The organism is Montanilutibacter psychrotolerans (genome assembly GCF_003719825.1).
Taxonomy (GTDB): Bacteria; Pseudomonadota; Gammaproteobacteria; order Xanthomonadales; family Xanthomonadaceae; genus Montanilutibacter; species Montanilutibacter psychrotolerans.
On record NZ_RIBS01000009.1, the window covers coordinates 26,123 to 49,273 of the forward strand.

At 67.4% G+C, this 23,151-nt stretch carries 23 protein-coding genes; 14 read left to right on the plus strand and 9 right to left on the minus strand.

Annotated features, from left to right (window positions below):
• Nucleotides 1-3 precede the first annotated feature (3 nt).
• Entirely contained in the window at nt 4-699 is a 696-nt protein-coding gene (locus EER27_RS14895; protein WP_223807365.1) for a hypothetical protein, read from the plus strand.
• Nucleotides 700-715: 16 nt separating this feature from the next.
• Complete coding sequence (lpdA, locus tag EER27_RS14900) at nt 716-2,557, plus strand: dihydrolipoyl dehydrogenase (RefSeq protein WP_123088930.1); 1,842 nt, start codon at nt 716-718, stop codon at nt 2,555-2,557.
• A gap of 232 nt (nt 2,558-2,789) precedes the next feature.
• On the opposite strand, the gene EER27_RS14905 is transcribed toward lpdA, so the two are convergent.
• Nucleotides 2,790-3,008, minus strand: a complete 219-nt coding sequence (locus tag EER27_RS14905) for a DUF2061 domain-containing protein (protein ID WP_123088931.1) — start codon at nt 3,006-3,008, stop codon at nt 2,790-2,792.
• Between EER27_RS14905 and EER27_RS17170 the strand changes: the two genes are divergently transcribed.
• From EER27_RS17170 to EER27_RS14950, 10 genes are all read left to right on the plus strand, one after another.
• Entirely contained in the window at nt 3,007-3,147 is a 141-nt protein-coding gene (locus EER27_RS17170) for a hypothetical protein (protein ID WP_190285824.1), read from the plus strand. The two genes, EER27_RS14905 and EER27_RS17170, sit on opposite strands and share 2 nt — an antisense overlap.
• A gap of 201 nt (nt 3,148-3,348) precedes the next feature.
• Entirely contained in the window at nt 3,349-3,708 is a 360-nt protein-coding gene (locus tag EER27_RS14910) for an ATP synthase subunit I (protein ID WP_123088932.1), read from the plus strand.
• The gene (gene atpB / locus EER27_RS14915; RefSeq protein ID WP_123088933.1) at nt 3,705-4,544 is read left to right on the plus strand and encodes a F0F1 ATP synthase subunit A; all 840 of its coding nucleotides are present in this window, start codon (nt 3,705-3,707) and stop codon (nt 4,542-4,544) included. The genes EER27_RS14910 and atpB overlap by 4 nt, the downstream gene beginning before the upstream one ends.
• Before the next feature lie 78 nt (nt 4,545-4,622).
• On the plus strand, nt 4,623-4,889 hold the full coding sequence (atpE, locus tag EER27_RS14920) for a F0F1 ATP synthase subunit C (RefSeq protein WP_123088934.1): 267 nt from the start codon (nt 4,623-4,625) through the stop codon (nt 4,887-4,889).
• Nucleotides 4,890-4,976: 87 nt separating this feature from the next.
• Nucleotides 4,977-5,450 carry a F0F1 ATP synthase subunit B gene (locus EER27_RS14925; RefSeq protein WP_123088935.1) on the plus strand — a complete coding sequence of 158 codons (474 nt, stop codon included), beginning with the start codon at nt 4,977-4,979 and terminating at the stop codon, nt 5,448-5,450.
• 17 nt (nt 5,451-5,467) lie between these two features.
• Nucleotides 5,468-5,995, plus strand: a complete 528-nt coding sequence (locus EER27_RS14930; protein ID WP_123088936.1) for a F0F1 ATP synthase subunit delta — start codon at nt 5,468-5,470, stop codon at nt 5,993-5,995.
• Between the two features lie 75 nt (nt 5,996-6,070).
• Nucleotides 6,071-7,621, plus strand: coding sequence for a F0F1 ATP synthase subunit alpha (gene atpA, locus EER27_RS14935; RefSeq protein ID WP_123088937.1), 1,551 nt, complete (start codon nt 6,071-6,073; stop codon nt 7,619-7,621).
• A 90-nt stretch (nt 7,622-7,711) separates the two neighbouring features.
• Nucleotides 7,712-8,575: a F0F1 ATP synthase subunit gamma gene (atpG, locus tag EER27_RS14940; protein ID WP_123088938.1), complete on the plus strand. Its 864-nt coding sequence runs from the start codon at nt 7,712-7,714 to the stop codon at nt 8,573-8,575.
• Nucleotides 8,576-8,654: 79 nt separating this feature from the next.
• A complete protein-coding gene (gene atpD / locus EER27_RS14945) occupies nt 8,655-10,055 on the plus strand; it encodes a F0F1 ATP synthase subunit beta (protein ID WP_123088939.1) in 1,401 nt (466 codons plus the stop codon).
• A gap of 129 nt (nt 10,056-10,184) precedes the next feature.
• Nucleotides 10,185-10,610: a F0F1 ATP synthase subunit epsilon gene (locus EER27_RS14950; RefSeq protein ID WP_123088940.1), complete on the plus strand. Its 426-nt coding sequence runs from the start codon at nt 10,185-10,187 to the stop codon at nt 10,608-10,610.
• 288 nt (nt 10,611-10,898) lie between these two features.
• On the opposite strand, the gene EER27_RS14955 is transcribed toward EER27_RS14950, so the two are convergent.
• The gene (locus tag EER27_RS14955; RefSeq protein ID WP_123088941.1) at nt 10,899-11,282 is read right to left on the minus strand and encodes a GtrA family protein; all 384 of its coding nucleotides are present in this window, start codon (nt 11,280-11,282) and stop codon (nt 10,899-10,901) included.
• A 170-nt stretch (nt 11,283-11,452) separates the two neighbouring features.
• Here EER27_RS14955 and glmU point away from each other — a divergent pair, with 170 nt between their 5' ends.
• The gene (glmU, locus tag EER27_RS14960; RefSeq protein ID WP_123088942.1) at nt 11,453-12,823 is read left to right on the plus strand and encodes a bifunctional UDP-N-acetylglucosamine diphosphorylase/glucosamine-1-phosphate N-acetyltransferase GlmU; all 1,371 of its coding nucleotides are present in this window, start codon (nt 11,453-11,455) and stop codon (nt 12,821-12,823) included.
• Nucleotides 12,824-12,999: 176 nt separating this feature from the next.
• Here glmU and EER27_RS14965 read toward each other — a convergent pair whose 3' ends face one another.
• The 7 genes from EER27_RS14965 to EER27_RS14995 all read right to left on the minus strand — a co-directional run bounded on the left by EER27_RS14965 (nt 13,000) and on the right by EER27_RS14995 (nt 20,960).
• Nucleotides 13,000-14,268 carry a sensor histidine kinase gene (locus EER27_RS14965; protein WP_123089009.1) on the minus strand — a complete coding sequence of 423 codons (1,269 nt, stop codon included), beginning with the start codon at nt 14,266-14,268 and terminating at the stop codon, nt 13,000-13,002.
• Nucleotides 14,269-14,398: 130 nt separating this feature from the next.
• Nucleotides 14,399-15,784, minus strand: a complete 1,386-nt coding sequence (locus EER27_RS14970) for a sigma-54-dependent transcriptional regulator (protein ID WP_123088943.1) — start codon at nt 15,782-15,784, stop codon at nt 14,399-14,401.
• Between the two features lie 290 nt (nt 15,785-16,074).
• Nucleotides 16,075-17,301 carry an ABC transporter permease gene (locus tag EER27_RS14975; protein WP_123088944.1) on the minus strand — a complete coding sequence of 409 codons (1,227 nt, stop codon included), beginning with the start codon at nt 17,299-17,301 and terminating at the stop codon, nt 16,075-16,077.
• 8 nt (nt 17,302-17,309) lie between these two features.
• Complete coding sequence (locus EER27_RS14980) at nt 17,310-18,632, minus strand: ABC transporter permease (RefSeq protein ID WP_123088945.1); 1,323 nt, start codon at nt 18,630-18,632, stop codon at nt 17,310-17,312.
• A gap of 10 nt (nt 18,633-18,642) precedes the next feature.
• Nucleotides 18,643-19,374: an ABC transporter ATP-binding protein gene (locus EER27_RS14985; protein WP_123088946.1), complete on the minus strand. Its 732-nt coding sequence runs from the start codon at nt 19,372-19,374 to the stop codon at nt 18,643-18,645.
• Between the two features lie 102 nt (nt 19,375-19,476).
• Nucleotides 19,477-19,677 (minus strand): hypothetical protein, encoded by a 201-nt coding sequence (locus EER27_RS14990; RefSeq protein ID WP_123088947.1) that lies wholly within the window; start codon nt 19,675-19,677, stop codon nt 19,477-19,479.
• Between the two features lie 2 nt (nt 19,678-19,679).
• Complete coding sequence (locus EER27_RS14995; RefSeq protein ID WP_123088948.1) at nt 19,680-20,960, minus strand: efflux RND transporter periplasmic adaptor subunit; 1,281 nt, start codon at nt 20,958-20,960, stop codon at nt 19,680-19,682.
• Between the two features lie 311 nt (nt 20,961-21,271).
• Here EER27_RS14995 and glmS point away from each other — a divergent pair, with 311 nt between their 5' ends.
• Nucleotides 21,272-23,101, plus strand: coding sequence for a glutamine--fructose-6-phosphate transaminase (isomerizing) (gene glmS, locus EER27_RS15000; RefSeq protein WP_123088949.1), 1,830 nt, complete (start codon nt 21,272-21,274; stop codon nt 23,099-23,101).
• The last annotated feature ends 50 nt before the right edge of the window (nt 23,102-23,151 follow it).

Consider the following 23,151-nt stretch of genomic DNA (forward strand, 5'->3'; position numbering starts at 1 on the left):
GCAATGTCGTTTTCCCTGAACACTGCTATCGCTACGCCTTCGACTGATCGCAAGCGCACCAACGTCTCCGCTTCGTCACGCCTGGCCTGGCTGTTGGCGGCCTGCCTCGTCGCACCGTTGGCGCAGGCCGCCGACGAATGCCACATCGAGCTCGGCCGCGGCTGGCCGCCGGCCACCGAAAGCCACGGGACCGCCGTCGAAGGCCTGTTCGCCAACGGCGCCACGCCGGTGATGACGCTGACCACGCTGCCCGAGCGCACGGCCGAGAGCGGCCTGCAGTTGATCGCCGCCGAAAGCGGCGACTGGACGCTGCGCCACAGCGTTGCCGACAAGCGCGTGTCGGTCTGGGCCGACAACAAATTGCAGCTGCGTACCGACCAGACCCCCGAGGTCGTCGAAGTGCCGATGCCGGCCGAGCTGGGGCGCCGCCTGGTGGCCGCCTGGCGCGGCGCGCTCGAACAGCTGGTGCCGGCGGACCTGACCGCGCCGTTCAAGGAGGACGTCACCCTGTACATGGTCGACGGCTTGCGCGTCAGCGGCGCTGCGCCGACTTGCGGCCCCGCCGCGATTCTCGGCGAGCAGGCCGCGCTGTTGATCGAGGCCACCGACGACGGCGACAAGCGTCGCGAGCGTCGTTGGGTCGAACTGGGCGAATCGCTCGACAAACTCGCCACATCGCTTGCCGGCGACGCCGGCTAGGTCCACGGAGAAACGCATGGCAAGCATTGAGGTAAAGGTCCCCGACATCGGCGGCTACGACGACGTGCCGGTGATCGAATTGCTGGTCGCAGTGGGCGACACCGTCGCCAAGGACCAGGGACTGGCCACGCTGGAGTCCGACAAGGCGACGATGGAAGTGCCGTCGTCGCACGCGGGCGTCGTCACGGCGCTGAAGGTCAAGCTGGGTGACACGGTGTCGGAAGGTTCGGTGATCGCGGTCATCGAATCGTCCGATGCGACCGCTTCGATTCCGCAGACGGCTGCGCCGGCATCGACGCCGGTTTCGGCGCCCGCAGCCGCAGCGCCTGCGCCAGCGTCGATGACTGCATCGGCGACCGCTCCGACACCCGCGGCCGCAGCACCCGCAACCGCCGCCAAAGCGCCATCGGCCGCCGCCGAAAGTGGCCGCAAGGCCGATGTCGAATGTCGCATGCTGGTGCTTGGCGCGGGGCCCGGCGGTTACACCGCGGCGTTCCGATCGGCCGACCTGGGCATGGACACGGTGCTGGTCGAACGCTACGCCTCGCTCGGCGGCGTGTGCCTCAACGTCGGCTGCATTCCGTCCAAGGCATTGCTGCACGCGGCCGCTGTCATCGACGAATCGGCGCACGCCAGCGACTACGGCATCGATTTCGGCAAGCCCAAGATTTCGCTCGACGCGCTGCGCACGTACAAGGAAAAAGTCGTCGGGCAGCTCACCAAGGGCCTGTCGGGCATGGCCAAGCAGCGCAAGGTGCGCGTGATCGAAGGCGTTGGCCGCTTCGTCTCGGCCAACGAGGTGGAGATCGAAGGCCCGGGCGGAAAGCAGCTCGTGCGCTTCGAGCAATGCATCATCGCCGCCGGTTCGCAGGCGGTGAAGCTGCCCGGTTTCCCGTGGGACGACGCGCGGGTGATGGATTCCACCGACGCGCTTGAGCTGGACGATATTCCCAGGAAACTGCTGGTCGTCGGCGGCGGCATCATCGGCCTGGAAATGGCGACGGTGTATCGCGCGCTGGGCTCGGACGTCACCGTGGTCGAGTTCATGGACCAGCTGATGCCCGGCGCCGACCCGGACCTGGTCAAGCCGCTCGCCGACCGCCTGAAGAAGCAGGGCGTGACCGTGCACCTCAAGGTCAAGGCCAGTGGTACCCAAGCGCAGAAGGCCGGCATCCAGGTCGGCTTCGAGCCTGCCGAGAGTGGCGGCAAGGCGCCCGAGGCGCAGGTATTCGACCGCGTGCTGGTGGCGGTGGGGCGCGCGCCCAACGGCGGCAAGCTCGACGCCGACAAGGCCGGTGTCAACGTCACCGAACGCGGCTTCATTCCGGTCGATCGGCAGATGCGCACCAACGTGCCGCACATCTTCGCCATCGGCGATCTGGTCGGTAACCCGATGCTCGCCCACAAGGCCACCCACGAAGGCAGGCTCGCTGCGGAAGTCGCATTCGGCGAGAAGAAGGAATGGGTTGCCCGCGTGATTCCGTCGGTGGCTTACACCGATCCGGAGATCGCCTGGGTGGGCATCACCGAGGCCGAAGCGAAGGCCAAGGGACTCAAGGTCGGCGTCGGCAAGTTCCCGTGGGCGGCCAGCGGTCGCGCGATCGGCATCGGGCGCACCGAGGGCTTCACCAAGCTGGTGTTCGACGAAGCCACGCACCGCATCGTCGGCGGTGGCATCGTGGGCGTGCACGCCGGGGACCTCATCAGCGAGGTCGCATTGGCCATCGAAATGGGCTGCGAAGTCCACGACATTGCCGCGACGATCCATCCGCACCCGACCCTCAGCGAGTCGGTGGCGATGGCCGCAGAAGTGTTCGACGGCACCATCACCGACCTGTACATCCCGAAGAAGAAGTGACGCGCGCGCCGGACGTGTCGCGCTCGTTGGCTGCTGACAATCCGCGTGGCGCAACCGGCGCGCGCGGCGTCGGCCACGTCCCATAAAAGGCGAAGCCCCGGCGGTCAAGCCGGGGCTTCGGAGTGCCCGTCGCAGCTTTCTGCCATTGACGAGGATTCAGTGGCGGCGGGCGGTCGAAGGGTCTGACAAGGCATTCGCGCAAAGGTTCCGCGTCGCGCAGACGCGCGTGCACTCAAGCGGACACCGGCGCCGTCCCAGGCGTGGGCCTGAGCGCGTCGCGACGAGCCTGGATGCGGCGCCAGACGTTCTCGTGCAGGTGGAAGGCGACCGTGTTGCAGGCCTGCTCGACGAGTGCGAGCGCGCCGCCGACCAGCAAGCTGCCCGTCATCGCGTAGCCGACCGCGAACGCCACGGTGAAGTGCACGCAGGCGAAGCTGAGGGTCTTGCTCATGGCCGACACCGATGCAGATTGCGGAGCCACCGATTCTCCGCAGCAGCAAGGCAATGGCCAATCGAATGATCCGCTCGATCCGATAGCCGACGGCTATTCGGCCGAGGCTGCATCCTCTGCGGCGTTACCTCCCGGGTAATTCAGTGGTGGATTGCCTGCCGGCATGCTGTGCCCATGGACAGGCGCGATCAGCTCGATGGGGTGGGTCCAGGTGGGGCAGGAGCGCCGGGCGTGACCCTCGGCGGTTGCCGGAAGTTCCTGCGCGTTCTATACTTTTGCGGCTCCACCGGGCGCATTGCGTCCAACCCACCAGACCGACGAGTCCCGCGTGCACGATCCAATGTCCGCAGGCCGCCGGCTGGCGTTGCGCGCGATCGTCTGGCAAGCCGGCGCGACTGCGTTGGCCGTGCTGGCCTTCCTGATCCTCCGCGGTGCGCCATCGGCGCTTGCGGCGGCAGTCGGAGGACTTGCCGTGGTTTCGGCGGCCTGGGTCTCGGCCCGTGTCGCCCTCGGCGGCGGGGTTCAACCGGCCGGGGTGGCCGTGGGACGCCTGTTGTTGGGTGTGGTGCTGAAGTGGGTGGTGGTGATCGCGGTACTGGCGATGGGTTTTGCCGGTTTCCACGTGCCGCCGCTGCCAATGCTGGTTGGGGTGCTCGCGGCGACGCTGGCTCTTCTGCCGGCCAATCTCTTGAATCGATGAAGGTGTCTTTCGTGAGTGAACAGACCGGTTCGGGCGGCCTGAACGAATACATCAAGCACCATCTCGGCCACAACACCTCTGAGGTGTTCGGGCAGAGCTTCCACGTCGATACGTGGGCGGTGAGCCTGGTGCTCGGTCTGGTGTTCCTGTTGTGGTTCGGCCTGGCGGCGCGCAAGGCGACCGCGGGCGTGCCCACCAAGGGCCAGGCATTCGTCGAGATGATCCTCGAGTTCATCGACGGCCAGGTCAAGGACACCTTCCACGGCGACCGCCGTTCGGTGACCCCGCTGGCGCTGACCATCTTCATGTGGGTCGTGTTCATGAACACGATGGACCTGATCCCGCTCGACCTGCCCGGTACGCTGATCAGCGCGACCGCCGGCGCCGAAGTCGCGCACCACACGTACTTCCGCATGGTCCCGACGGCCGACCTCAACACCACGTTCGCGCTGTCGGTGTCGGTGTTCTTCATCCTGATCGGCCACGCGCTCTCGGCCAAGGGCGCCATGGGCTTCGGCAAAGAGCTGCTGACCGCGCCGTTCCACGCGCACGGTCCGATGAAGTTCGCGCTGGTGCCGGTCAACCTCGTCATGAACATCATCGAGTGGCTGGTCAAGCCGGTTTCGCTCGCCATGCGACTGTTCGGCAACATGTACGGCGGCGAGCTGGTGTTCATGCTCATCGCCGGCCTGCTTGGCAGCTGGATCACCTTCGTGCCGGGCGTTCTCGCCAACACGGCCTGGGCGATCTTCCACATCCTGATCATCCTGCTGCAGGCCTTCATCTTCATGATTCTCACGGTCGTCTACATCGCCGGCGCCCGCGAAAGTCACTGATCGGACCTGCTGCACCCCGCGTCATCCCTTTCGTTTTTCCCTTCACCGTTTAGCAATACCTCTACCAGGAGAAGCACCATGGAGTTCATCGCCAACGTCCAGAGCCTGACCGCCATCGCGATCGGCATCATCATCGGCCTCGGCGCGCTGGGCGCTTGCCTCGGCATCGCGATCATGGGTTCGAAGTTCCTCGAATCCGCTGCTCGTCAGCCGGAGCTGGTGCCGATGCTGCAGGGTCGTATGTTCCTGCTCGCCGGCCTGATCGACGCGGCGTTCATCATCGGCCTCGCCGTGGCGCTGTTCTTCGCGTTCGCGAACCCGCTGATCGCCCCGCTGCAGGGCTGATCCGCACTGGCCCGCGCATAACGCGCGGACCAGGCATCCGGGCCGGCCACCAGGCCGGCCTCAGTCGAATTACGCCGAGGACCCGTCATGAATCCCAGTCTCATGACTTTCTTGGGCCAGATGATCTCTTTCGCGATCCTTGTCTGGTTCACGATGAAATTCATTTGGCCGCCGCTGAACGCGGCCATCGAAGAACGCCAGAAGAAGATCGCCGAAGGCCTGGCCGCTGCTGACAGCAGCCAGAAGGCTTTGGCGCAGGCCCAGCAGACCGCCGACGAGGCGCTCCGCGAAGCCCGCAGCAAGGCCAACGAGATCATCGACCAGGCGCACCACCGCGCCAATCAGATCATCGAGCAGGCCAAGACCGACGCCGTCGTCGAAGCCACCCGCCAGAAGGCGATGGCCGATGCCGAGATCGTCGCGTCCGCGAACCGTGCCCGCGAGGACCTGCGCAAGCAGGTGTCCACGCTGGCCGTCAGCGGTGCCGAGAAGCTGCTCAAGCGCGAGATCGATGCCAACGCCCACAAGGCGCTGCTCGACGAACTCGCGGCGCAGCTCTGAGCCGGGTGCGCTGAACGATGAGCCAGGCCCTGACCCTCGCCCGTCCCTATGCACGCGCCGCGTTTGCGGTGTCGCGCGAAGGCAACCGTTCCGCCGCATGGTCGCAGGCACTGGCGTTTGCCGCGCAGGTCGCTGCCGACCCGCGCGTGCAGGTGCTGCTGTCGCACCCGCAGCTGGCCGCCGCTGATGCGGTCGGCCTGCTCGCGGTCGATGGCGCCGACGAAACCGTCGCCCGCTTCCTCGAGCTGCTCGCCGACAACCACAGGCTGTCGCTGCTGCCGGAGATCGCCGGGTTGTTCGAGGAACTGCGCGCCGACGCCGACCGCGTGGTCAAGGCCAAGGTGACCGCGGCCAGCGAACTGCCGGCCGCCGAGCTCGAATCGATCAAGGCCGCGCTCAAGCAGCGCTTCGGCCGCGACGTCGAGATCGTGACCGCGATCGACGCGTCGCTGATCGGCGGCGCGGTGATCGACGCTGGCGAAGTGGTGATCGACGGCTCGCTCAAGGGCAAGCTCGCGCGCCTGCAGACCGCCCTGGCGGGCTAACACGCATACGTAGGGTGGGCTTCGGCCCACCGAACGCGATGGTGGGCCACGGCCCACCCTACTTTGGAAACGAACATGGCCACCTCCCAGCTCAACCCGTCCGAAATCAGCGAACTGATCAAGACCCGCATCGAGAAGGTCAAGCTGACCGCCGAAGCGCGCAACGAAGGCACCGTGACCTCGGTGTCCGACGGCATCGTGCGCATCCACGGTATCGCCGACGTGATGCAGGGCGAGATGATCGAGCTGCCGAACAACACCTACGCGCTTGCGCTGAACCTCGAGCGCGACTCGGTCGGCGCCGTGGTCCTGGGTGACTACGAGCACCTGCGCGAAGGCGACGTGGCCAAGACCACCGGCCGCATCCTTGAAGTGCCGGTCGGTCCGGAACTGTGTGGCCGCGTCGTCAACGCACTGGGCGAGCCGATCGACGGCAAGGGCCCGATCACCGCCACGCTGACCGCGCCGGTGGAGCGCGTCGCCCCGGGCGTGATCTGGCGCAAGTCGGTCGACCAGCCGGTCCAGACCGGTTACAAGACCGTCGACGCGATGATCCCGATCGGTCGCGGCCAGCGCGAGCTGGTCATCGGCGACCGCCAGACCGGCAAGTCGGCCCTGGCGATCGACGCGATCATCAACCAGAAGGGCACGGGCATTAAGTGCGTGTACGTTGCGATCGGCCAGAAGGCCAGCTCGGTCGCCAACGTCGTGCGTCGCCTGGAAGAAAACGGCGCGATGGCGCACACCATCGTGGTCGCCGCGACCGCTTCCGAGTCGGCCGCGATGCAGTACATCAGCGCCTACTCCGGCTGCACGATGGGCGAGTACTTCATGGACCGCGGCGAAGACGCGCTGATCGTGTACGACGACCTGTCCAAGCAGGCCGTTGCGTACCGCCAGATCTCGCTGCTGCTGAAGCGCCCGCCGGGCCGTGAAGCGTACCCGGGCGACGTGTTCTACCTGCACTCCCGCCTGCTCGAGCGCGCCGCGCGCGTGTCCGAGGAGTACGTCGAGAAGTTCACCAACGGTGCGGTGAAGGGCAAGACCGGTTCGCTGACCGCCCTGCCGATCATCGAGACCCAGGCCGGCGACGTCTCGGCGTTCGTTCCGACCAACGTGATCTCGATTACCGACGGTCAGATCTTCCTGGAAACCGACCTGTTCAACGCCGGCATCCGCCCGGCCGTGAACGCCGGTATCTCGGTGTCGCGCGTCGGTGGCGCGGCCCAGACCAAGATCGTCAAGAAGCTGTCGGGTGGCATCCGCATCGCGCTCGCCCAGTACCGTGAGCTGGCTGCGTTCGCGCAGTTCGCCTCGGACCTGGACGAAGCCACCCGCAAGCAGCTCGAGCGCGGCCAGCGCGTCACCGAGCTGATGAAGCAGAAGCAGTACGCGCCGATGTCGATCGCCAACCAGGCGCTGACGATCTACGCCGTCAACGAGGGTTACCTCGACGACATCGTGGTCGGCAAGCTGCTGGCGTTCGAAGAAGGCCTGCACGCGCACTTCGCCAACACCGCCGGTGAGCTGATCAGCACGATCAACAGCACCGGCAACTGGAACGACGACATCGAAGGCGCCTTCAAGAAGGGCATCTCCGAGTTCAAGGCAACCGGTACCTGGTAACGCGTAGGGTGGGCCCTGGCCCACCACACGAAAGAACGGTGGGCCACGGCCCACCCTACGGCGGCAGTTGATAGCGACAGCGAGCGAGACATGGCAGGCGGACGCGAAATCAAAACCAAGATCAAGAGCGTGCAGAACACCCGCAAGGTGACGCGCGCGCTCGAGATGGTCTCGGCCTCCAAGATCCGCAAGGCGCAGGATCGGATGAAGGTCTCGCGCCCGTATGCGCGCGTGATGAAGCAGGTGATCGGCCATCTGGCGCAGGCCAACTCCGATTACCAGCACCCGTACATGACCGAGCGCAAGGAAGTGAAGCGCGTCGGTTACGTGATCGTGTCTTCGGACCGCGGTCTGGCCGGCGGCCTCAACAACAACCTGTTCCGCAAGCTGCTCGGCGAGTTCCGCAAGTGGCAGGAGCAGGGCGTCGAGATCGACGTGGTCACCATCGGCCAGAAGGCCTCGGTGTTCTTCCGTCGCATCAAGGTCAACATGCTCGCGTCGGTGACGCACCTGGGCGACCAGCCCAAGCTCGAGCAGCTGATCGGCGTGGTCAAGGTGGTCCTGGACGGCTACAGCGCCGGCAATATCGACCGCGTGTTCGTCTGCTACAACGACTTCGTCAACACGATGGTGCAGCGCGCGGCGTTCGACCAGCTGCTGCCGCTGCCGGCATCGGACACGCCGGTCGCCAAGCACGACTGGGACTACATCTACGAGCCCGACGCCGAGACCGTCCTGAACCACGTGCTGACTCGCTACATCGAGTCGCTGGTGTACCAGGCGGTGCTCGAGAACGTCGCCTCCGAGCATGCCGCGCGCATGGTCGCGATGAAGTCGGCGTCCGACAACGCCACCAAGCTGATCGGCACGCTGCAGCTGGTCTACAACAAGGCTCGCCAGGCCGCGATCACGCAAGAGATCTCGGAAATCGTCGGCGGCGCCGCAGCGGTCTGACCACCGCGGCTTGAACAACCCCATCCATGCGGGCGCAGTTCGCGGTCGCAAACCAGCTTTAAGTTACGAGGAAACAGCAATGAGCCAGGGCAAGATCGTTCAGATCATCGGTGCCGTTGTCGACGTCGAGTTCCCGCGCGGATCCGTGCCGAAGGTGTACGACGCGCTGAAGGTCGACAACACCGAGATCACGCTGGAAGTGCAGCAGCAGCTCGGCGACGGCGTCGTGCGCACGATCGCGCTCGGTTCCACCGACGGCCTCAAGCGCAACCTGGTCGCCACCAACACCGGCAACGCGATCTCGGTGCCGGTCGGCGCCGGTACGCTGGGCCGCATCATGGACGTGCTCGGTCGCCCGATCGACGAAGCCGGTCCGGTCGACGCGTCGGCGCATTGGGAAATCCACCGCGCGGCCCCGTCATACGAAGAGCAGTCCTCGGCCAACGACCTGCTGGAAACCGGCATCAAGGTCATCGACCTGATGTGCCCGTTCGCCAAGGGCGGCAAGGTCGGCCTGTTCGGCGGCGCCGGCGTCGGCAAGACCGTCAACATGATGGAACTCATCAACAACATCGCCAAGGCGCACTCGGGTCTGTCCGTGTTCGCCGGCGTGGGCGAGCGTACCCGCGAGGGCAACGACTTCTACCACGAGATGAAGGACTCCAACGTCCTGGACAAGGTCGCGATGGTGTACGGCCAGATGAACGAGCCGCCGGGCAACCGCCTGCGCGTCGCGCTGACCGGCCTGACCATGGCCGAGTACTTCCGTGACGAGAAGGACGCCAGCGGCAAGGGCAAGGACGTGCTGCTGTTCGTCGACAACATCTACCGCTACACGCTGGCCGGTACCGAAGTGTCGGCACTGCTGGGCCGCATGCCGTCGGCCGTGGGTTACCAGCCGACCCTCGCCGAGGAAATGGGCGTCCTGCAGGAGCGCATCACCTCGACCAAGACCGGCTCGATCACCTCGATCCAGGCCGTGTACGTTCCCGCGGACGACCTGACCGACCCGTCGCCGGCCACCACCTTCGCCCACCTCGACGCCACCGTCGTGCTGTCGCGTAACATCGCCTCGCTGGGTATCTACCCGGCGGTCGATCCGCTCGACTCCACCTCGCGCCAGCTCGACCCGAACGTGATCGGCAACGAGCACTACGACACCGCGCGCAAGGTCCAGGCGACGCTGCAGAAGTACAAGGAACTGAAGGACATCATCGCCATCCTGGGCATGGACGAGCTGTCGGAAGAAGACAAGCAGGCCGTGTCGCGGGCGCGAAAGATCGAGCGCTTCTTCTCGCAGCCGTTCCACGTCGCCGAAGTGTTCACCGGCTCGCCGGGCAAGTACGTGTCGCTGAAGGACACGATCCGCGGCTTCAAGGGCATCGTCGAAGGCGAGTACGACCACCTGCCGGAGCAGGCGTTCTACATGGTCGGCGGCATCGAGGAAGCGGTCGAGAAGGCGAAGAAGATCACCGGCTGATCCAGTCGGGAATCGGGATTCGAGACTAGGGATTCGTAATCGCGGGATCTCGTCGGCGCCAGGGCCCATGCCCTGGCATGCGACGACGTTCCGACCACGAATCCCGTTGACGAGCAAAGCGAGAAAAGAATGGCCTCCACCTTCCGTTGCGACATCGTCAGCGCCGAGCACGAGATCTTCCACGGCGACGCGACCCTGCTGGTCGCCACCGGTGAGATGGGCGAGCTCGGTGTCGCGCCCAAGCATGCGCCGCTGATCACCCGCCTCAAGCCGGGCAAGGTCGTGGTGACCCTGCCGAACGGCGAGCAGCTCGACTTCGCCATCACCGGCGGCATTCTCGAAGTGCAGCCCACCGTCGTCACCGTGCTGGCTGACACCGCCGTGCGTGCCCAGGACATCGACGAAGCGTCGGTCCGTGCCGCCAAGGAAGAAGCCGAGCGCATCCTGGCCGGTCGCGCCGAGAAGATGGAAATCGCCGAGGCCCAGGCCAAGCTCGTCGAGGCCCTGGTGCAGCTGCAGGCGCTCGAGCGCCTGCGCAAGAGCATGAAGCACTGATTGCCGCATCGGCATCGTTGCAGTAAAGAACGCCGGCCCAGCGCCGGCGTTCTGCTTTCTTGGGGTCGCCATCTGCTCGCGCCGACGTGCACGACCGTACAAACCGCGCGCACGACCGACCCGCGTCTATCGGCGACTGCCGCGCCTGACGCGGGGTTCCGTCAGCGAGGGAAAGCATTCGGTGGCGCGCGGCGCCCAAGCGCCGTCCACCTGTTACGCGGCTCCCCAGCGGGTCCGCCTGTCACGCGGCGCCCAAGAAGCGCCGCGGTCGTCGGCCCGAAGCCGAGCTCAGCGCTTGTAGATCCAGTTGCGCGACAGCACGAAGCTGAGACCCGCCAGGGCCACTTCCACGGCAGGCTTCGCCAGCCAGGCTCCACGCAATCCGATCGCACCGTTGATTGTGCTGAGCGACCAGGTGCTGAGTGCGGTGTTGACCATCCACATCAGCACGAACCTGCCCAGTTGGCGCCGACCGACCCGCGTGTCCTCGCTGGCAAACGTGATGCGGCCGTTGAGCCAGAACCCCAGCATCGCACCGCTGACGCGTCCGGCCAGATTGGCCGGTTCAACCGGCACGCCGGCGTGGCTCAGTCCCATCATCACGGTGCAATCGATCACCCACTGAAGCAAGCCGATCGCGAGGAAGTGACGTCCCTGCCGCGTCAGGCTCATGCGCGGTCCCGCGACGCGTGGTGTTGACCGCACACACGGCGCCAGACGCAGCCGGGGCCGACACGGATGACGAGGCGGGTTGTCGTGAGGTGGGTGTTCAGCACCGCGGCATCCTAGCAGCCGCCCGGCGGATAGAATTAACGCTTGTCCGCCAAGAACCCGGAGCCCGCATGAGCGCACCGCTGCACGTCGTCATTCTCGCCGCCGGCGAAGGCAAGCGCATGAAGTCGGCGCTGCCGAAAGTGCTGCAGAAGATCGCGGGCAAGTCGATGCTCGGGCACGTGATCGACACGGCGCGTGCCCTGCAGCCTGCCGGCATCCACATCGTCTACGGTCATGGCGGCGAGCACGTGCGCGATGCGTTCGACGACCAACCGGATCTGCACTGGGCCGAACAGGCGCAGCGGCTCGGCACCGGACATGCGCTGCAACAGGCCATGCCGAACGTGCCGCAGGACGCGCGCGTGCTGGTGCTGTACGGCGACGTTCCGCTGATCGCGGCCGACACGCTGACGCGCCTGCTTTCCGCGCCCGGTCGCATTGCGGTGCTGGTGGCCGACCTGGCCGATCCAACCGGCTATGGCCGCATCGTGCGCGATGCCGAGGGTCGCGTGCGCTGCATCGTCGAACACAAGGACGCCACCGACGAGCAACGCGAGATCCGCACCGTCAATACCGGCATCGTCGTCGCCGACGGCGAGCCCCTGCGTCGCTGGCTGGAGCACCTTGGCAACGACAACGCGCAGGGCGAGTACTACCTGACCGACGTGTTCGCCGCCGCCGCCGATGAGTTCAGCGCGGCCGAAATGGTCCACGTGGCCGATCCGATCGAGGTCGAGGGAGCCAACGACCCGTGGCAGCTCGCCCAGCTGGAGCGCGCGTTCCAGCGCCGCGCCGCGCGTGCCCTGTGCCTGGCTGGCGCCCGCCTGGCCGACCCCGCGCGGATCGACATCCGCGGCGAGGTCAGCGTCGGCAACGACGTGGAGATCGACGTCGACGTGGTGCTGGAGGGCAAGGTGGAACTCGCCGACGGCGTGCGCATCGGACCGTTCTGCCGAATCCGCAATGTCACGCTCGGGCCGGGCACCGAAGTCGCGGCGCATTGCGACATCGATGGCACGGTGGTCGAAGGCGCCGCCAGGATCGGTCCTTTCGCGCGCCTGCGCCCGGGTACGGTGCTGGCCGACGGCGCGCGCATCGGCAATTTCGTGGAAACCAAGAACACGCGCTTCGGCGTCGGCAGCAAGGCCAACCACCTCAGCTACATCGGCGACGCGGAGGTTGGCAGCGCGGTCAACATCGGTGCGGGCACCATCACCTGCAACTACGACGGTGTGAACAAGTTCGTCACCACGATCGGTGACGGCGCCTTCATCGGCTCCAACTCCTCGCTGATCGCACCGGTTTCCATCGGCAACGACGCCACCATCGCCGCCGGCTCGGTGATCACCCGTGACGCGCCGGCCGACAAGCTCAGCGTGGCGCGCGCGCGACAGACCACGATCGAGGGATGGAGGCGGCCGGTAAAGCAGCCCAAGTGATGCGCACCGTCGTGACATGGATGGCCGTCTGACGAGAGCTGCATCGCGACCTCCACGGCAGGCACTGCACAACGAAGGCCGCCGCGTGATCCTGGCGTTGGCACGGCTCCAACTGACTGTCGCATCCGCATGCAGCGCCGGGCGCGCTGCTCATCCCTCGGTGCCGATCCTCCGGCTCAATCGGGCAGCACCATCGACACGCACAGCCCACCGCCTTCCCGGTTGAGCAGGGCGATGCGGCCGCCGTGGGCTTCGGCGATCTCCCGCGCTAGGGCCAGGCCCAGGCCCGTGCCGTTGCGCTTGGTCGAGTAGAACGGCAGCAAGGCGTTGGCGAGCACCGCTTCGTTCATGCCGGTGCCGCGGTCGAGGACGTCGATTCGCCAGGCGTCCGGCGCGCGACGCAGACCGAGTTTGACCTCGTGCTCGGGCGAGCCGGATTCGTGCGCGTTCTTGAGCAGGTTCAGCAGGCCCTGTTCGAGCTGCGCGGTGTCGACGCGCGCGCTGCCGTCACCGCCGTCGCCGCCGTAGGTGCGTTCGTCGAACTCGAACGCGACCTGGCTGCGCAACTGCGCGAGGAAGTGCGCCCAGCCGATCGGTTCCAGGCGCGGCGAGGGCAGTTTGGCGAAGCGCGCGTAGTCGCGGATGAAGCCCTCGAGGTGGCGCGCGCGGTCCTCGATGGTCGCCAGCGCAGTGGGTAGTTTGTCGTGCTGGCCGCGGCGCAGCAGTTCTGCGCCGGAATGGGCAAGCGAGGCGATCGGCGCCAGCGAGTTATTGAGCTCGTGGCTGATCACGCGGATCACCTTCTTCCAGGTCTGCACTTCCTGTCGGCGCAGCTCGGCGGTGAGCTGTCGCAGCAGCACCAGCTCGTGACGGCGGCCGTTGAGCCGGAACTGGCGTCGCGACAGGTGGTAGATGTCCTCGTGATCCTCGTCGCCCACCGTGAACATGCCATCGCCACCGCGTTCGAACGCGTCGCGCACGGCGTCTGGCGCGCGGGCGAGCAGATCGTCGAAGGTCTGGCCCTCCAGCCGATGGCCGTCGCCGAGCATCTTGCGGGCGGCGATGTTGGCGTGGACTACGTGGCGGCTCGGATCCACCAGCACCATCGCCACCGGCGTGTTCTGCACCATCGTGTCGAGCAGCAACTCACGTTGCACCAGTGCCAGTCGCTGATCGCGCAGCGCATCGCCCAGCGCGTTGTGGCTGTCGACCAGCTCGCGCAGCTCGCCCCTGCCGTGCCACGACAGGCCGAAGCTGTAGTCGCCGTCGCGGTAACTGGCCACGCTGCCGGCCAACGCGCGGAACAGTGCATTCATGGGCGCGAACGCGCGCTGCACGTGGTAGACCAATGCCGGCAGCAGCAGGGCAAGCGCCGTTGCGGCGGCCAGCCAGCGGTTGCCGATCCAGTCCGACAGCAGCAGCGTCAGCGCGATGGCGACGCACATGTAGAACAACGCGATGGCACTGAACACCAGGCTCAGTGGCAGCCATTGGCGGAAACGCGACCAGGCGCTCATCGCGCGCGCCTCCGCGGCGACGTCGGCATCGGCGATCCGGGTGGGGGCAATCGGTGGTTCATGTGCGCTCGATTCCCAGCCGTTCCATGCGCCGGTACAGCGCCTGGCGCGACAGGCCGAGTTCGGCCGCGGCCTGCGCCAGCACGCCGCCGTGCCGGTGCAGCGCCGATTCGATGACGTCGCGATCGGGCTCTTCCGCCGCGGCGGCGGCGGGCGCGCTGGTGGCGGCGGTGGTGGGAGTCGACGGCAGACCCAGGTCGGCCGCCGTGATCACCTCGCCGCGCGCAAGCAGCAAGGCGCGCTGCAGCGTGTTGCGCAGTTCCCGGACGTTGCCTGGCCAGCGGTGCGCGAGCAGGGCGCGCTCGGCGTCTTCGCTGAGCCGGCGCGTGCCGTTGCCATTGCCGGCAGACGGTTGCAGGCTGGCGAGGAAGTGCCAGGCCAGCGGCAGGATGTCGTCGACGCGCCCGGCCAGCGGCGGCACGTCGACCTGGATGGTGTTGAGGCGGTAGTAGAGGTCTTCGCGGAAGCGCCCGTCGCGGATCATCGACGGCAGGTCGGCGTTAGTCGCGCTGATCACGCGCACGCGCACCTGGCGCTCCCGGTTGGAGCCCAAGCGCTCGAAGCGGCCGGTTTCGAGCACGCGCAGCAGCTTCATCTGCCCGGCCGCCGGCAGGTTGCCGATTTCGTCGAGGAACAACGTGCCACCGTCGGCCGCCTCGAACTTGCCTTCGCGCGCCTTGTTGGCGCCGGTGTAGGCGCCGGCGTCGGCGCCGAACAGCTCGGCCTCGATCAGTTCGGCCGGTAACGCCCCGCAATTGACGGTGACGAACGGTCCGGACTTCACCGACGAATTGGCCTGCACGATCTCGGCGATCTTTTCCTTGCCCGCGCCGTTTGCGCCGGTGATCAGCACCGGTACGTCGGCACGCGCCACCTGCCCGGCCAGCTCGACCACGCGCGCGATCTCGTCGGAGGCGAACACCAGCCCCCGCAGGTCGTAGCGGGCGGCCAGTTCGCGCTGCGCGCGACGGCGCTGGCCGTGCAGGCGGGAGACCTCGCGCGTGCTGGCCGACAGCTCGAGCAGGTTCTCGACGCTGGCCAGCAGCTTCTGGTCGTCCCAGGGCTTGGCAAGGTAGTCGGCCGCGCCGGCCTTGGCCAGGTCGACGGCAATCTCCAGGTGCGTCCACGCCGTCAGCAGGATGATTGGCAGGTCGGGATGACGCGCGCGGATGGCGCGGAACAGCGCGACGCCTTCCTCGCCGGAGGTGGTGTCGGCGGTGAAATTCATGTCCTGCACCACCAGGTCGATGTCCTCCCGCGCCAGCACCTGCAGACCTTCCTCGGGCGACTGCGCGATGCGCGTGTCGATCTCGCGCAGGCCGAACAGCATGTCCAGCGCCGTGCCGACCGCGGGGTTGTCGTCGATCACCAGGACTGTGCGCATGGAGTTCCGTTCAGTGCGATGGGGGTGCGCGGCGCGAGCCGGCGCGCGCGGTATCGTCGAAAGTATAGCCAGCGCCCGTGCTGGCGATCGGCGCATTGGCGCGGCGTGGCGATGGCGTCGGCGCAGTGAAGCCCTTCGCGTCGATGCGCGTTGCGCGGCGGGGGCCGCGGCGGCATCTGCGGCGCCGCGGACGGGCTTGTCGCGGCCCCGGGAACGGCCCGGCCCCGTCCCGCCCAGCCGAGGCTGGACGGGACGGAGACCGACCCGGAGAGACCTGTCGCCGAAGTGAACTAGATCGAACGCGTCGCCACCGCCGGTGGCACTGCCGCCGCGCGTCGCGCGGGGCCGAACACCGCCAGCTGGCCAAGCAGCCACAACGCCACCGCGCCGACCGGCAGGTAGATCGCCGGCAGGCGCGGCAGTTCGTAGTGCTGCATCAGCAACTGGTTGATCCCGTAGGCCATCAGCATCCCGATCACGATGCCCAGCGTGGCCAGCAGGAAGTTCTCGGTCTGGAAGTAACGCAGCACCTGTCCGCGTGTCGCACCCAGTGCGCGACGGATGCCGATCTGCTTGGTGCGCTGCTGCACCCAGAAGCTGGCCAGGCCGACGATGCCCAACGCCGTGACCACCAGCAGCGAGACGCACACCGCAATCAGCAACCAGGCCATCGAACGGTCCTGCTGGTAGTACGTTGCGCGCATTTCCTCAAGCGTCTTCTGGTCGGTGATGATGCGACGCGGATTGATGCGCTCCAGTGTTGCCACGGCCGCCTTCAGCACTTCCGCACGCCGCGCCGGGTCGCTGACGCGCAGCAGGTAGTTGCCGCTGCGGTCATAGGGCATGCGCAATGGCAGAACCGTCGCGTACTCGTGCGCCGTCTGCCCGTCCTGTTCGTTCGGGCGAACCAGGTGATCGACCACACCGACCACGCGCACCGGATCGTCACCGGCATGGAAGGTCTTGCCGACCGCAGACTGGCCGGGGAACAGCTTCTCGGCCATCGAGCGGGTGATGATCCCCACCGACGCATGGGCCTTGGAGTTGGGCGCAGTGATGACAGACCACTCCAGGAACTCGTCGGGCTTGAAGCCCCGGCCGGCGATCAGGTTCAGTCCCAGCGTGTCCGTCAGCTGGTCGTCGGCAAAGTACAGCGTGGTTTCGAGGGTGGGCACGGTCTGCTCGCTGGTGAGCATGACCGACGTGTTCCAGGAGCTGTTGCCGTACGGCATCGCGTTGACCGACGAGGCGGCCTTGACGCCGGGCAGGCTGCGCAGCGCCGCCAGGTCGGTGCGGGTCAACGCCTCGCCGTTGTCGCTGGTGCCGATGCCGGTCAGCTGGATGCGCACGATCTCGTTCTCGGCGATGCCGCTGGGGCGATCCATGCGTTCGAGCCGGCCGCTGATCAGGAACACGGCATTGCAGATGATGGCGCAGCTGAGGGCGATCTCGAGAACGATCAGCGCGGCGGCGGTCTTGTGCCGGCGCAGGGCCGACAGGATGGGGCGGATGTCCATGGCGGGCCTCAGTGGCTCTTGAGCTGGATGGCGGGCGTGACCTGGCAGGCGCGCCAGGCCGGCAACAGGCCGGCAAGCAGGCTGGCGGCGATTGCCAGAGCGAAGGTGGTCAGCAGCATCGTCGGGTCCAGGCGGGCCAGTTCGGCGTAGCTGCTGGGTTGCTGACGCACGGCCCACAGGCCCAGCCACGCCAATCCCAGGCCGAGGATGCCGCCGGCCAGGCCGACCGTGCCGGCCTCGATCAGGCATTGCGCGAAGATCGCCCGGCGCGACGCACCCAGGGCGCGACGCACGCCGATCTCGCTGCTGCGCCGCAGGAACTTGGCCAGCAGCAGGCCGACCGTGTTGAGCAGGCACACCATCAGGAAGCCCAGCGCGAGCCAGGTCTGCAGGCGCACATCGCTGGGCACGAATTTGTTGAACTCCAGATACTCGGGCAGGCTGCGCAGGCGCACGTTGGTCGGGCGCAGGTAGCGGCCGGCGGCGCGTTGCTGGTCGGAGTAGTTGCCGAGGTATTGGCGGTACTGCGCGACCTTGGCCGGGCTGTCCAGCTGCACCCAGTACTGGATCCACACGCACGGTGAATTGACGCCGGTATTGCCTTCGGGGTCTTCGCTTTCCTTGCCGTCGTTCCAGCAGCTCATGCTGCCGTTGCGGCTCAGCTTGAGGTCACGCGAGGTCGAGAACGGCAGGAACACCGGCTCGACTTCGCCGTAACCGTCGTTGGAGGCGAACATGTCGTAGAACTTCGGCACCGGGCGCCACGTGTCCAGCACGCCGACGATGCGGAAATCCGTGCCTTCCAGGCGCACCGACTTGCCGACACTGTTGGCGCCGTCGAACAGTTTCTCGTTGAGCGCCTTGTCGATCACCGCGACGCGGGCGCGCTTGTCGTCTTCCACGCTGCTCCAGCCGGTGCCGTACAGGAACGGCGCGTCGAACATCGCGAAGAAGTCGGCCGAGGTGTAACGCGCGTCCATCGAGAACGGCGACAGCCCTTCGCGCTGCGGTTCGAGGCCCACAAAACCGCCGGTCATCATCGCCTGGCGGTCGCCGCGCTTCTCGCGCAGCATCTTCTCCGCGTCGAAGCGCGTGAGCTGGTCAACCGGCTCCGCGCCCGGCGTGTGGTCGTCCATGCCCTCGGGATCGAGCTGCGGGTAGAACAGCGTGTGGCTGCGACCGGGCATCGGATCGCCGGACAGCACGTGGAAAACGGTCAGGGTGGTCATGCTGGCGCCGATGCCCAGCGCGATGGCAAACACCATCAACGCGGTCAGCACCTTGTTGCGGCGGAAGCTGCGCAACGCGAGATCGAGGTAGTAGCCGAACATGGCGATGCCCTCAGGCGACCGGGGTGGATTCGGCGGCATCGGCGAGCTGGCGCGCACGCACCAGGTTCGGTTCGACGCTCAGGTCGGTGGCCATGCCGTCGACGATGTGCACGTTGCGCTGCGCGCGCGCGGCCAGCTCGGGGTCATGGGTCACCATCACGATGGTGGTGCCGGCGGCGTTGATCTCCTCCAGCAGTTCCATCACGCCGCGCGCCATCTGCGAGTCCAGGTTGCCGGTGGGTTCGTCGGCGAGCAGCAGGCGCGGGCTGCCGGCCAACGCACGCGCGATCGCCGCGCGCTGCTGCTGGCCGCCCGACAGCTCGGCCGGGTAGTGCTTCATGCGCGAGCCCAGGCCAACGCGGCCCAGTGCGTCCTCGATGCGCTGACGGCGCTCGGCCGACGAGATGCCGCGGTAACGCAGCGGCACGTCGACGTTGTCGAACAGATTGAGGTCGGGGATCAGGTTGAAGCTCTGGAAGATGAAGCCGATCTTGCGATTGCGCAGCCGCGAACGGGCATCGTCGGACAGGCCGCTGACGTCTTCGCCATCGAGCTTGTAGACGCCACCGGTGTAGGTCTCCAACAGGCCGGCGATGTTGAGGAAGGTGGTCTTGCCCGAGCCCGACGGGCCGGTGACCGCAACGAACTCGCCTTCGCGCACGTGCAGGTCGAGCGCGCGCAGCGCATGCGTTTCGACCAGTTCGGTGCGGTAGACCTTGGTGACGGCGTTCATGTGCAGCATGTCGAGCTCCGTAGGGCGGTGTGTGGACGATCGGATGGGTGGATCGAGGGCGTGGATCGGAAGCGTGGATCGAGCGCGTGCGGTGCAGGGAGCGCGCGGCCCTCAGCGCACGCGCAGCGTCGCCGGGAACTCGTTGCGCGGGCGGTAGCGGTGCAGGTTCCAGCGCGGAGCCGAAGCAGGCCTGGCGACGTGGGGAGTGAGCTGCGAGGCGGCGAACAATTCGCTGATGCGCGGGGGAACGGCGTCGGCGATGTCCTGGGCGGTCCAATGCGGGCGGTACGGGAAGGCGTTGGTGGTGTTCATGATCATTCTCCTGAGATGCGGATGCGTTGCGCATCGCCGAACTGGTCGCTGCCGGAAACCACGATGCGGTCGCCGGGTTGGGCGCCGTCGACGATCTCGACGGCATTGAGGCTGCTGGCGCCGACGCGCATCGGGCGCTTCACCGCGACGCTGCCATCCATCACGTAGGCGCTGTTGCCGCCGCCGGTTTCGACGAACGGGCCGCGCTCGACCATCAGCACGTTGCGGCGGGTGTCGAGCACGATGCGTGCGCTCAGACGCTGGTTCTGGCGAAGGCCCGGCGGTTGTGTGTCCTTGAAGCGCAGGCGGCCGGTGACCTCGCCCGACACGACTTCCGGCGACACCGCCGACACCGCGCCGGCAAAGGTCTTGCCGTTGCTTTCCAGCTGCGCCGGCATGCCGATCGCGAGGTCCCGGGCAAAGCTTTCCGGCACCTTGATCTCGACCTCGAAGCGGCTCAGGTCGACCACGCTCAGCAGAGGTGCGTTGATGGCGACGTTGGCGCGCTGCGCCACCTGTACCTGGCCGACCTGGCCGTCGAACGGCGCGCGCAAGGTCAGCGCGTCGACCTGGCGTTGCAGTTCGGCCACGACCGCGCGCTGGCGGTCGGCCAGCAGGCGCTTGTTGCGCGTGTCCAGGCCGGCGCCCTGGTCCTGCAGGCCGAAGTCACTGCGCGCGTGCACCAGGCCGAGGTCGGCCTTCTTCAGCAGATCCTGCGAGCGCGCGACGTCGATCTGCGCAACGGCGCCGCCGTCGAACGCGCGCTGGTTGCGCTCCAGGTCGCGCACCGCGGCCTGGCGGTCGATCTGTGCCTGGTCGAGCAGCTTGCGGGCGTTGGCGCGCGTCATGCGGGCATCGAGCGCCGCGCGACCGGCTTCGGCCTCCAGGCTGGCGAGCGTGGCCTGCTCCTGGGCCAGCGCGCTGCGCAGCTCGGGGCTGTCGATCTCGGCCAGCGCCTGGCCTTGCTTGACCGCGTCGCCGGCCACCACCTTCAGCGTCACCGTGCCGCCGGCGATCGCGTAGAGCACCGGGCTGTTGGCGGCGATCACGCGGCCGTCGGCGGAGATGTCGCGCACCAGATCGCCGCGCTCGACGGTGGCGATGCGCACGCGGCTGGCATCGAGCGAACGGCCGCCCGAGCTCCAGCCCGCCAGCAGCCAGGCCGACGCCAGCAGCAGCGTCCCGCCGCCAGCGGCAGCAAGCATCCACTGCCGGCGGCGGCGCGCATTCGGGGCGGTGGCGGCAAGTACGTGGTCCTGGGCGGAAGTGTCGCGGATGCTCATCGGATCGGTGCCGTGTGTGGATGGGGCCGTGGTGGCCGTCACTGGTACCCAAAGCACATCCCGTGCCAACCGCCAAGACACTGAAAACATTGCAGATGTTGCCGGCGCCACCGCCGTCCACCGTCTCGCGGACGCGTCCGCCGGACAGCCCGGTCGGCGCCGCGGACAGTGCCCGGACGTCGCGCGGACGGCCCGGACAACGCGCCCAGATGAGGGCGGACACGGTGACCGGGCGCCAGAGTCCGCGTGGCCGGGCGCGAGGATCGACGCGGTAGAATGGCCCTCCCCAGCAAACACGGAAGCCCCCATCCATGTGTGGAATCGTTGGCGCGATCGCCGATCGTGATGTCGTACCGGTCCTCATCGAAGGCCTGAAGCGGCTCGAATACCGCGGTTACGATTCGGCCGGCATCGCCGTGTTCGATGGCAGTGAGATGCGCCGCGTGCGCCGTACCGGCCGCGTTGCCGAGATGGAAGCGGCCGCGCAGGCCGAGCACTTCGCCGCGACCCTGGGTATCGGCCACACCCGCTGGGCAACGCACGGCGGCGTCACCGAGGCCAATGCGCATCCACACGTGAGCTTTGGGGAGCTCGCCGTGGTGCACAACGGCATCATCGAGAACCACGAACAGCAGCGCGAGCGCCTGCGTGCCGCCGGCTACACGTTCGAGTCGCAGACCGACACCGAAGTCATTGCCCACCTCGTGCACTTCCATCAGCAGAAGGGCATGGACCTGCTGGTCGCCGTGCAGACGGCGGTGCGTGAGCTGGTCGGCGCTTACGCCATCGCCGTGGTCAGCAAGCGCGAGCCCGGCCGCCTGGTTGCCGCGCGCATGGGCTGCCCGCTGCTGGTGGGCCTGGGCGAGGGCGAGAACTTCGTCGCCAGCGACGTCTCGGCGATCATCCAGGCCACCCGTCGCGTGATCTTCCTCGACGAAGGCGATACCGTCGACGTGCGCCGCGACGGCGTGCAGGTGTTCGACGGCAACGGCAACAAGGTCGATCGCGAGGTGCACGTCTCCGATGTGTCGTTGGCCTCGCTTGAACTCGGTCCGTACCGCCACTTCATGCAGAAGGAAATCCACGAACAGCCGCGCGCGATTGCCGACACGATCGAGGCGGTGATGGCCAGCGGCTTTTCGGCGCAGCTGTTCGGCAAGGACGCCGGCGACGTGCTGGCCGATGTCGACGGCGTTCAGATCCTCGCCTGCGGCACCAGCTACTACGCCGGCCTGACCGCGCGCTACTGGATCGAGTCGATCGCCGGCCTGCCGTGCTCGGTCGAGATCGCCAGCGAGTATCGCTACCGCGCCGCAGTCGCCAACCCCAGGCACCTGGTGGTGACGATCTCGCAGTCGGGCGAAACGCTCGACACGATGGAGGCGCTCAAGTACGCCAAGTCGCTGGGCCACGACCGCACGCTGTCGATCTGCAACGTGCCCGAGAGCGCGATCCCGCGCGCCAGTCGGCTGGTCTACTACACCCGCGCCGGCGCCGAGATCGGCGTGGCCTCGACCAAGGCCTTCACCACGCAGCTGGTGGCGCTGTTCACCCTGACCTGCACGCTGGCCAAGCTGCGCGGCCGTCTCGATGCCGCCCAGGAAGCCTCCTACCTGGATGCGCTGCGCCATCTGCCGGGCAGCGTGCAACACGCGCTCAACCTGGAGCCGCAGATCAGCGCCTGGGCCGAGCGTTTCGCGCCCAAGCAGCACGCGCTGTTCCTCGGTCGCGGCGTGCACTACCCGATCGCCCTGGAAGGCGCGCTCAAGCTAAAGGAAATTTCCTACATCCACGCCGAAGCCTACCCGGCCGGTGAGCTCAAGCACGGTCCGTTGGCGCTCGTCGACGCGGCAATGCCGGTAGTGGTGATCGCGCCCAACGACAGCCTGTTGGAGAAGGTGAAATCCAACATGCAGGAAGTGCGCGCGCGCGGCGGCGAGCTGTTCGTGTTCACCGACGAGGACAGCGAGTTCAGCGCCTCCGAAGGCGTGCACGTCATCCGCGCACCGCGCCACGTCGGCGTGCTGAGCCCGATCGTGCACACCGTGCCGGTGCAGCTGCTGGCCTACCACGTCGCCCTGGCACGCGGCACCGACGTCGACAAGCCGCGCAACCTGGCCAAGTCGGTGACGGTGGAGTAAGCCAGAAGCCCGGATAGTCCAATCAAACCCCGACGACCCCGCCTTCATCG

Excerpts from the sequence above, each read along its gene's own strand:
- EER27_RS17170 (WP_190285824.1), top strand. The coding sequence starts at position 3,007 with ATGGCCGACACCGATGCAGATTGCGGAGCCACCGATTCTCCGCAGCAG.
- EER27_RS14985 (WP_123088946.1), bottom strand. The coding sequence starts at position 19,374 with ATGCTGCACATGAACGCCGTCACCAAGGTCTACCGCACCGAACTGGTC.
- EER27_RS14895 (WP_223807365.1), top strand. The coding sequence starts at position 4 with ATGTCGTTTTCCCTGAACACTGCTATCGCTACGCCTTCGACTGATCGC.
- EER27_RS14930 (WP_123088936.1), top strand. The coding sequence starts at position 5,468 with ATGAGCCAGGCCCTGACCCTCGCCCGTCCCTATGCACGCGCCGCGTTT.
- EER27_RS14980 (WP_123088945.1), bottom strand. The coding sequence starts at position 18,632 with ATGTTCGGCTACTACCTCGATCTCGCGTTGCGCAGCTTCCGCCGCAAC.
- EER27_RS14910 (WP_123088932.1), top strand. The coding sequence starts at position 3,349 with ATGTCCGCAGGCCGCCGGCTGGCGTTGCGCGCGATCGTCTGGCAAGCC.
- atpA (WP_123088937.1), top strand. The coding sequence starts at position 6,071 with ATGGCCACCTCCCAGCTCAACCCGTCCGAAATCAGCGAACTGATCAAG.
- EER27_RS14955 (WP_123088941.1), bottom strand. The coding sequence starts at position 11,282 with ATGAGCCTGACGCGGCAGGGACGTCACTTCCTCGCGATCGGCTTGCTT.
- EER27_RS14925 (WP_123088935.1), top strand. The coding sequence starts at position 4,977 with ATGAATCCCAGTCTCATGACTTTCTTGGGCCAGATGATCTCTTTCGCG.
- glmU (WP_123088942.1), top strand. The coding sequence starts at position 11,453 with ATGAGCGCACCGCTGCACGTCGTCATTCTCGCCGCCGGCGAAGGCAAG.
- EER27_RS14995 (WP_123088948.1), bottom strand. The coding sequence starts at position 20,960 with ATGAGCATCCGCGACACTTCCGCCCAGGACCACGTACTTGCCGCCACC.
- atpD (WP_123088939.1), top strand. The coding sequence starts at position 8,655 with ATGAGCCAGGGCAAGATCGTTCAGATCATCGGTGCCGTTGTCGACGTC.
- EER27_RS14990 (WP_123088947.1), bottom strand. The coding sequence starts at position 19,677 with ATGAACACCACCAACGCCTTCCCGTACCGCCCGCATTGGACCGCCCAG.
- EER27_RS14970 (WP_123088943.1), bottom strand. The coding sequence starts at position 15,784 with ATGCGCACAGTCCTGGTGATCGACGACAACCCCGCGGTCGGCACGGCG.
- atpG (WP_123088938.1), top strand. The coding sequence starts at position 7,712 with ATGGCAGGCGGACGCGAAATCAAAACCAAGATCAAGAGCGTGCAGAAC.
- EER27_RS14950 (WP_123088940.1), top strand. The coding sequence starts at position 10,185 with ATGGCCTCCACCTTCCGTTGCGACATCGTCAGCGCCGAGCACGAGATC.
- glmS (WP_123088949.1), top strand. The coding sequence starts at position 21,272 with ATGTGTGGAATCGTTGGCGCGATCGCCGATCGTGATGTCGTACCGGTC.
- atpB (WP_123088933.1), top strand. The coding sequence starts at position 3,705 with ATGAAGGTGTCTTTCGTGAGTGAACAGACCGGTTCGGGCGGCCTGAAC.
- EER27_RS14905 (WP_123088931.1), bottom strand. The coding sequence starts at position 3,008 with ATGAGCAAGACCCTCAGCTTCGCCTGCGTGCACTTCACCGTGGCGTTC.
- EER27_RS14965 (WP_123089009.1), bottom strand. The coding sequence starts at position 14,268 with ATGTGCGTCGCCATCGCGCTGACGCTGCTGCTGTCGGACTGGATCGGC.
- lpdA (WP_123088930.1), top strand. The coding sequence starts at position 716 with ATGGCAAGCATTGAGGTAAAGGTCCCCGACATCGGCGGCTACGACGAC.
- EER27_RS14975 (WP_123088944.1), bottom strand. The coding sequence starts at position 17,301 with ATGGACATCCGCCCCATCCTGTCGGCCCTGCGCCGGCACAAGACCGCC.
- atpE (WP_123088934.1), top strand. The coding sequence starts at position 4,623 with ATGGAGTTCATCGCCAACGTCCAGAGCCTGACCGCCATCGCGATCGGC.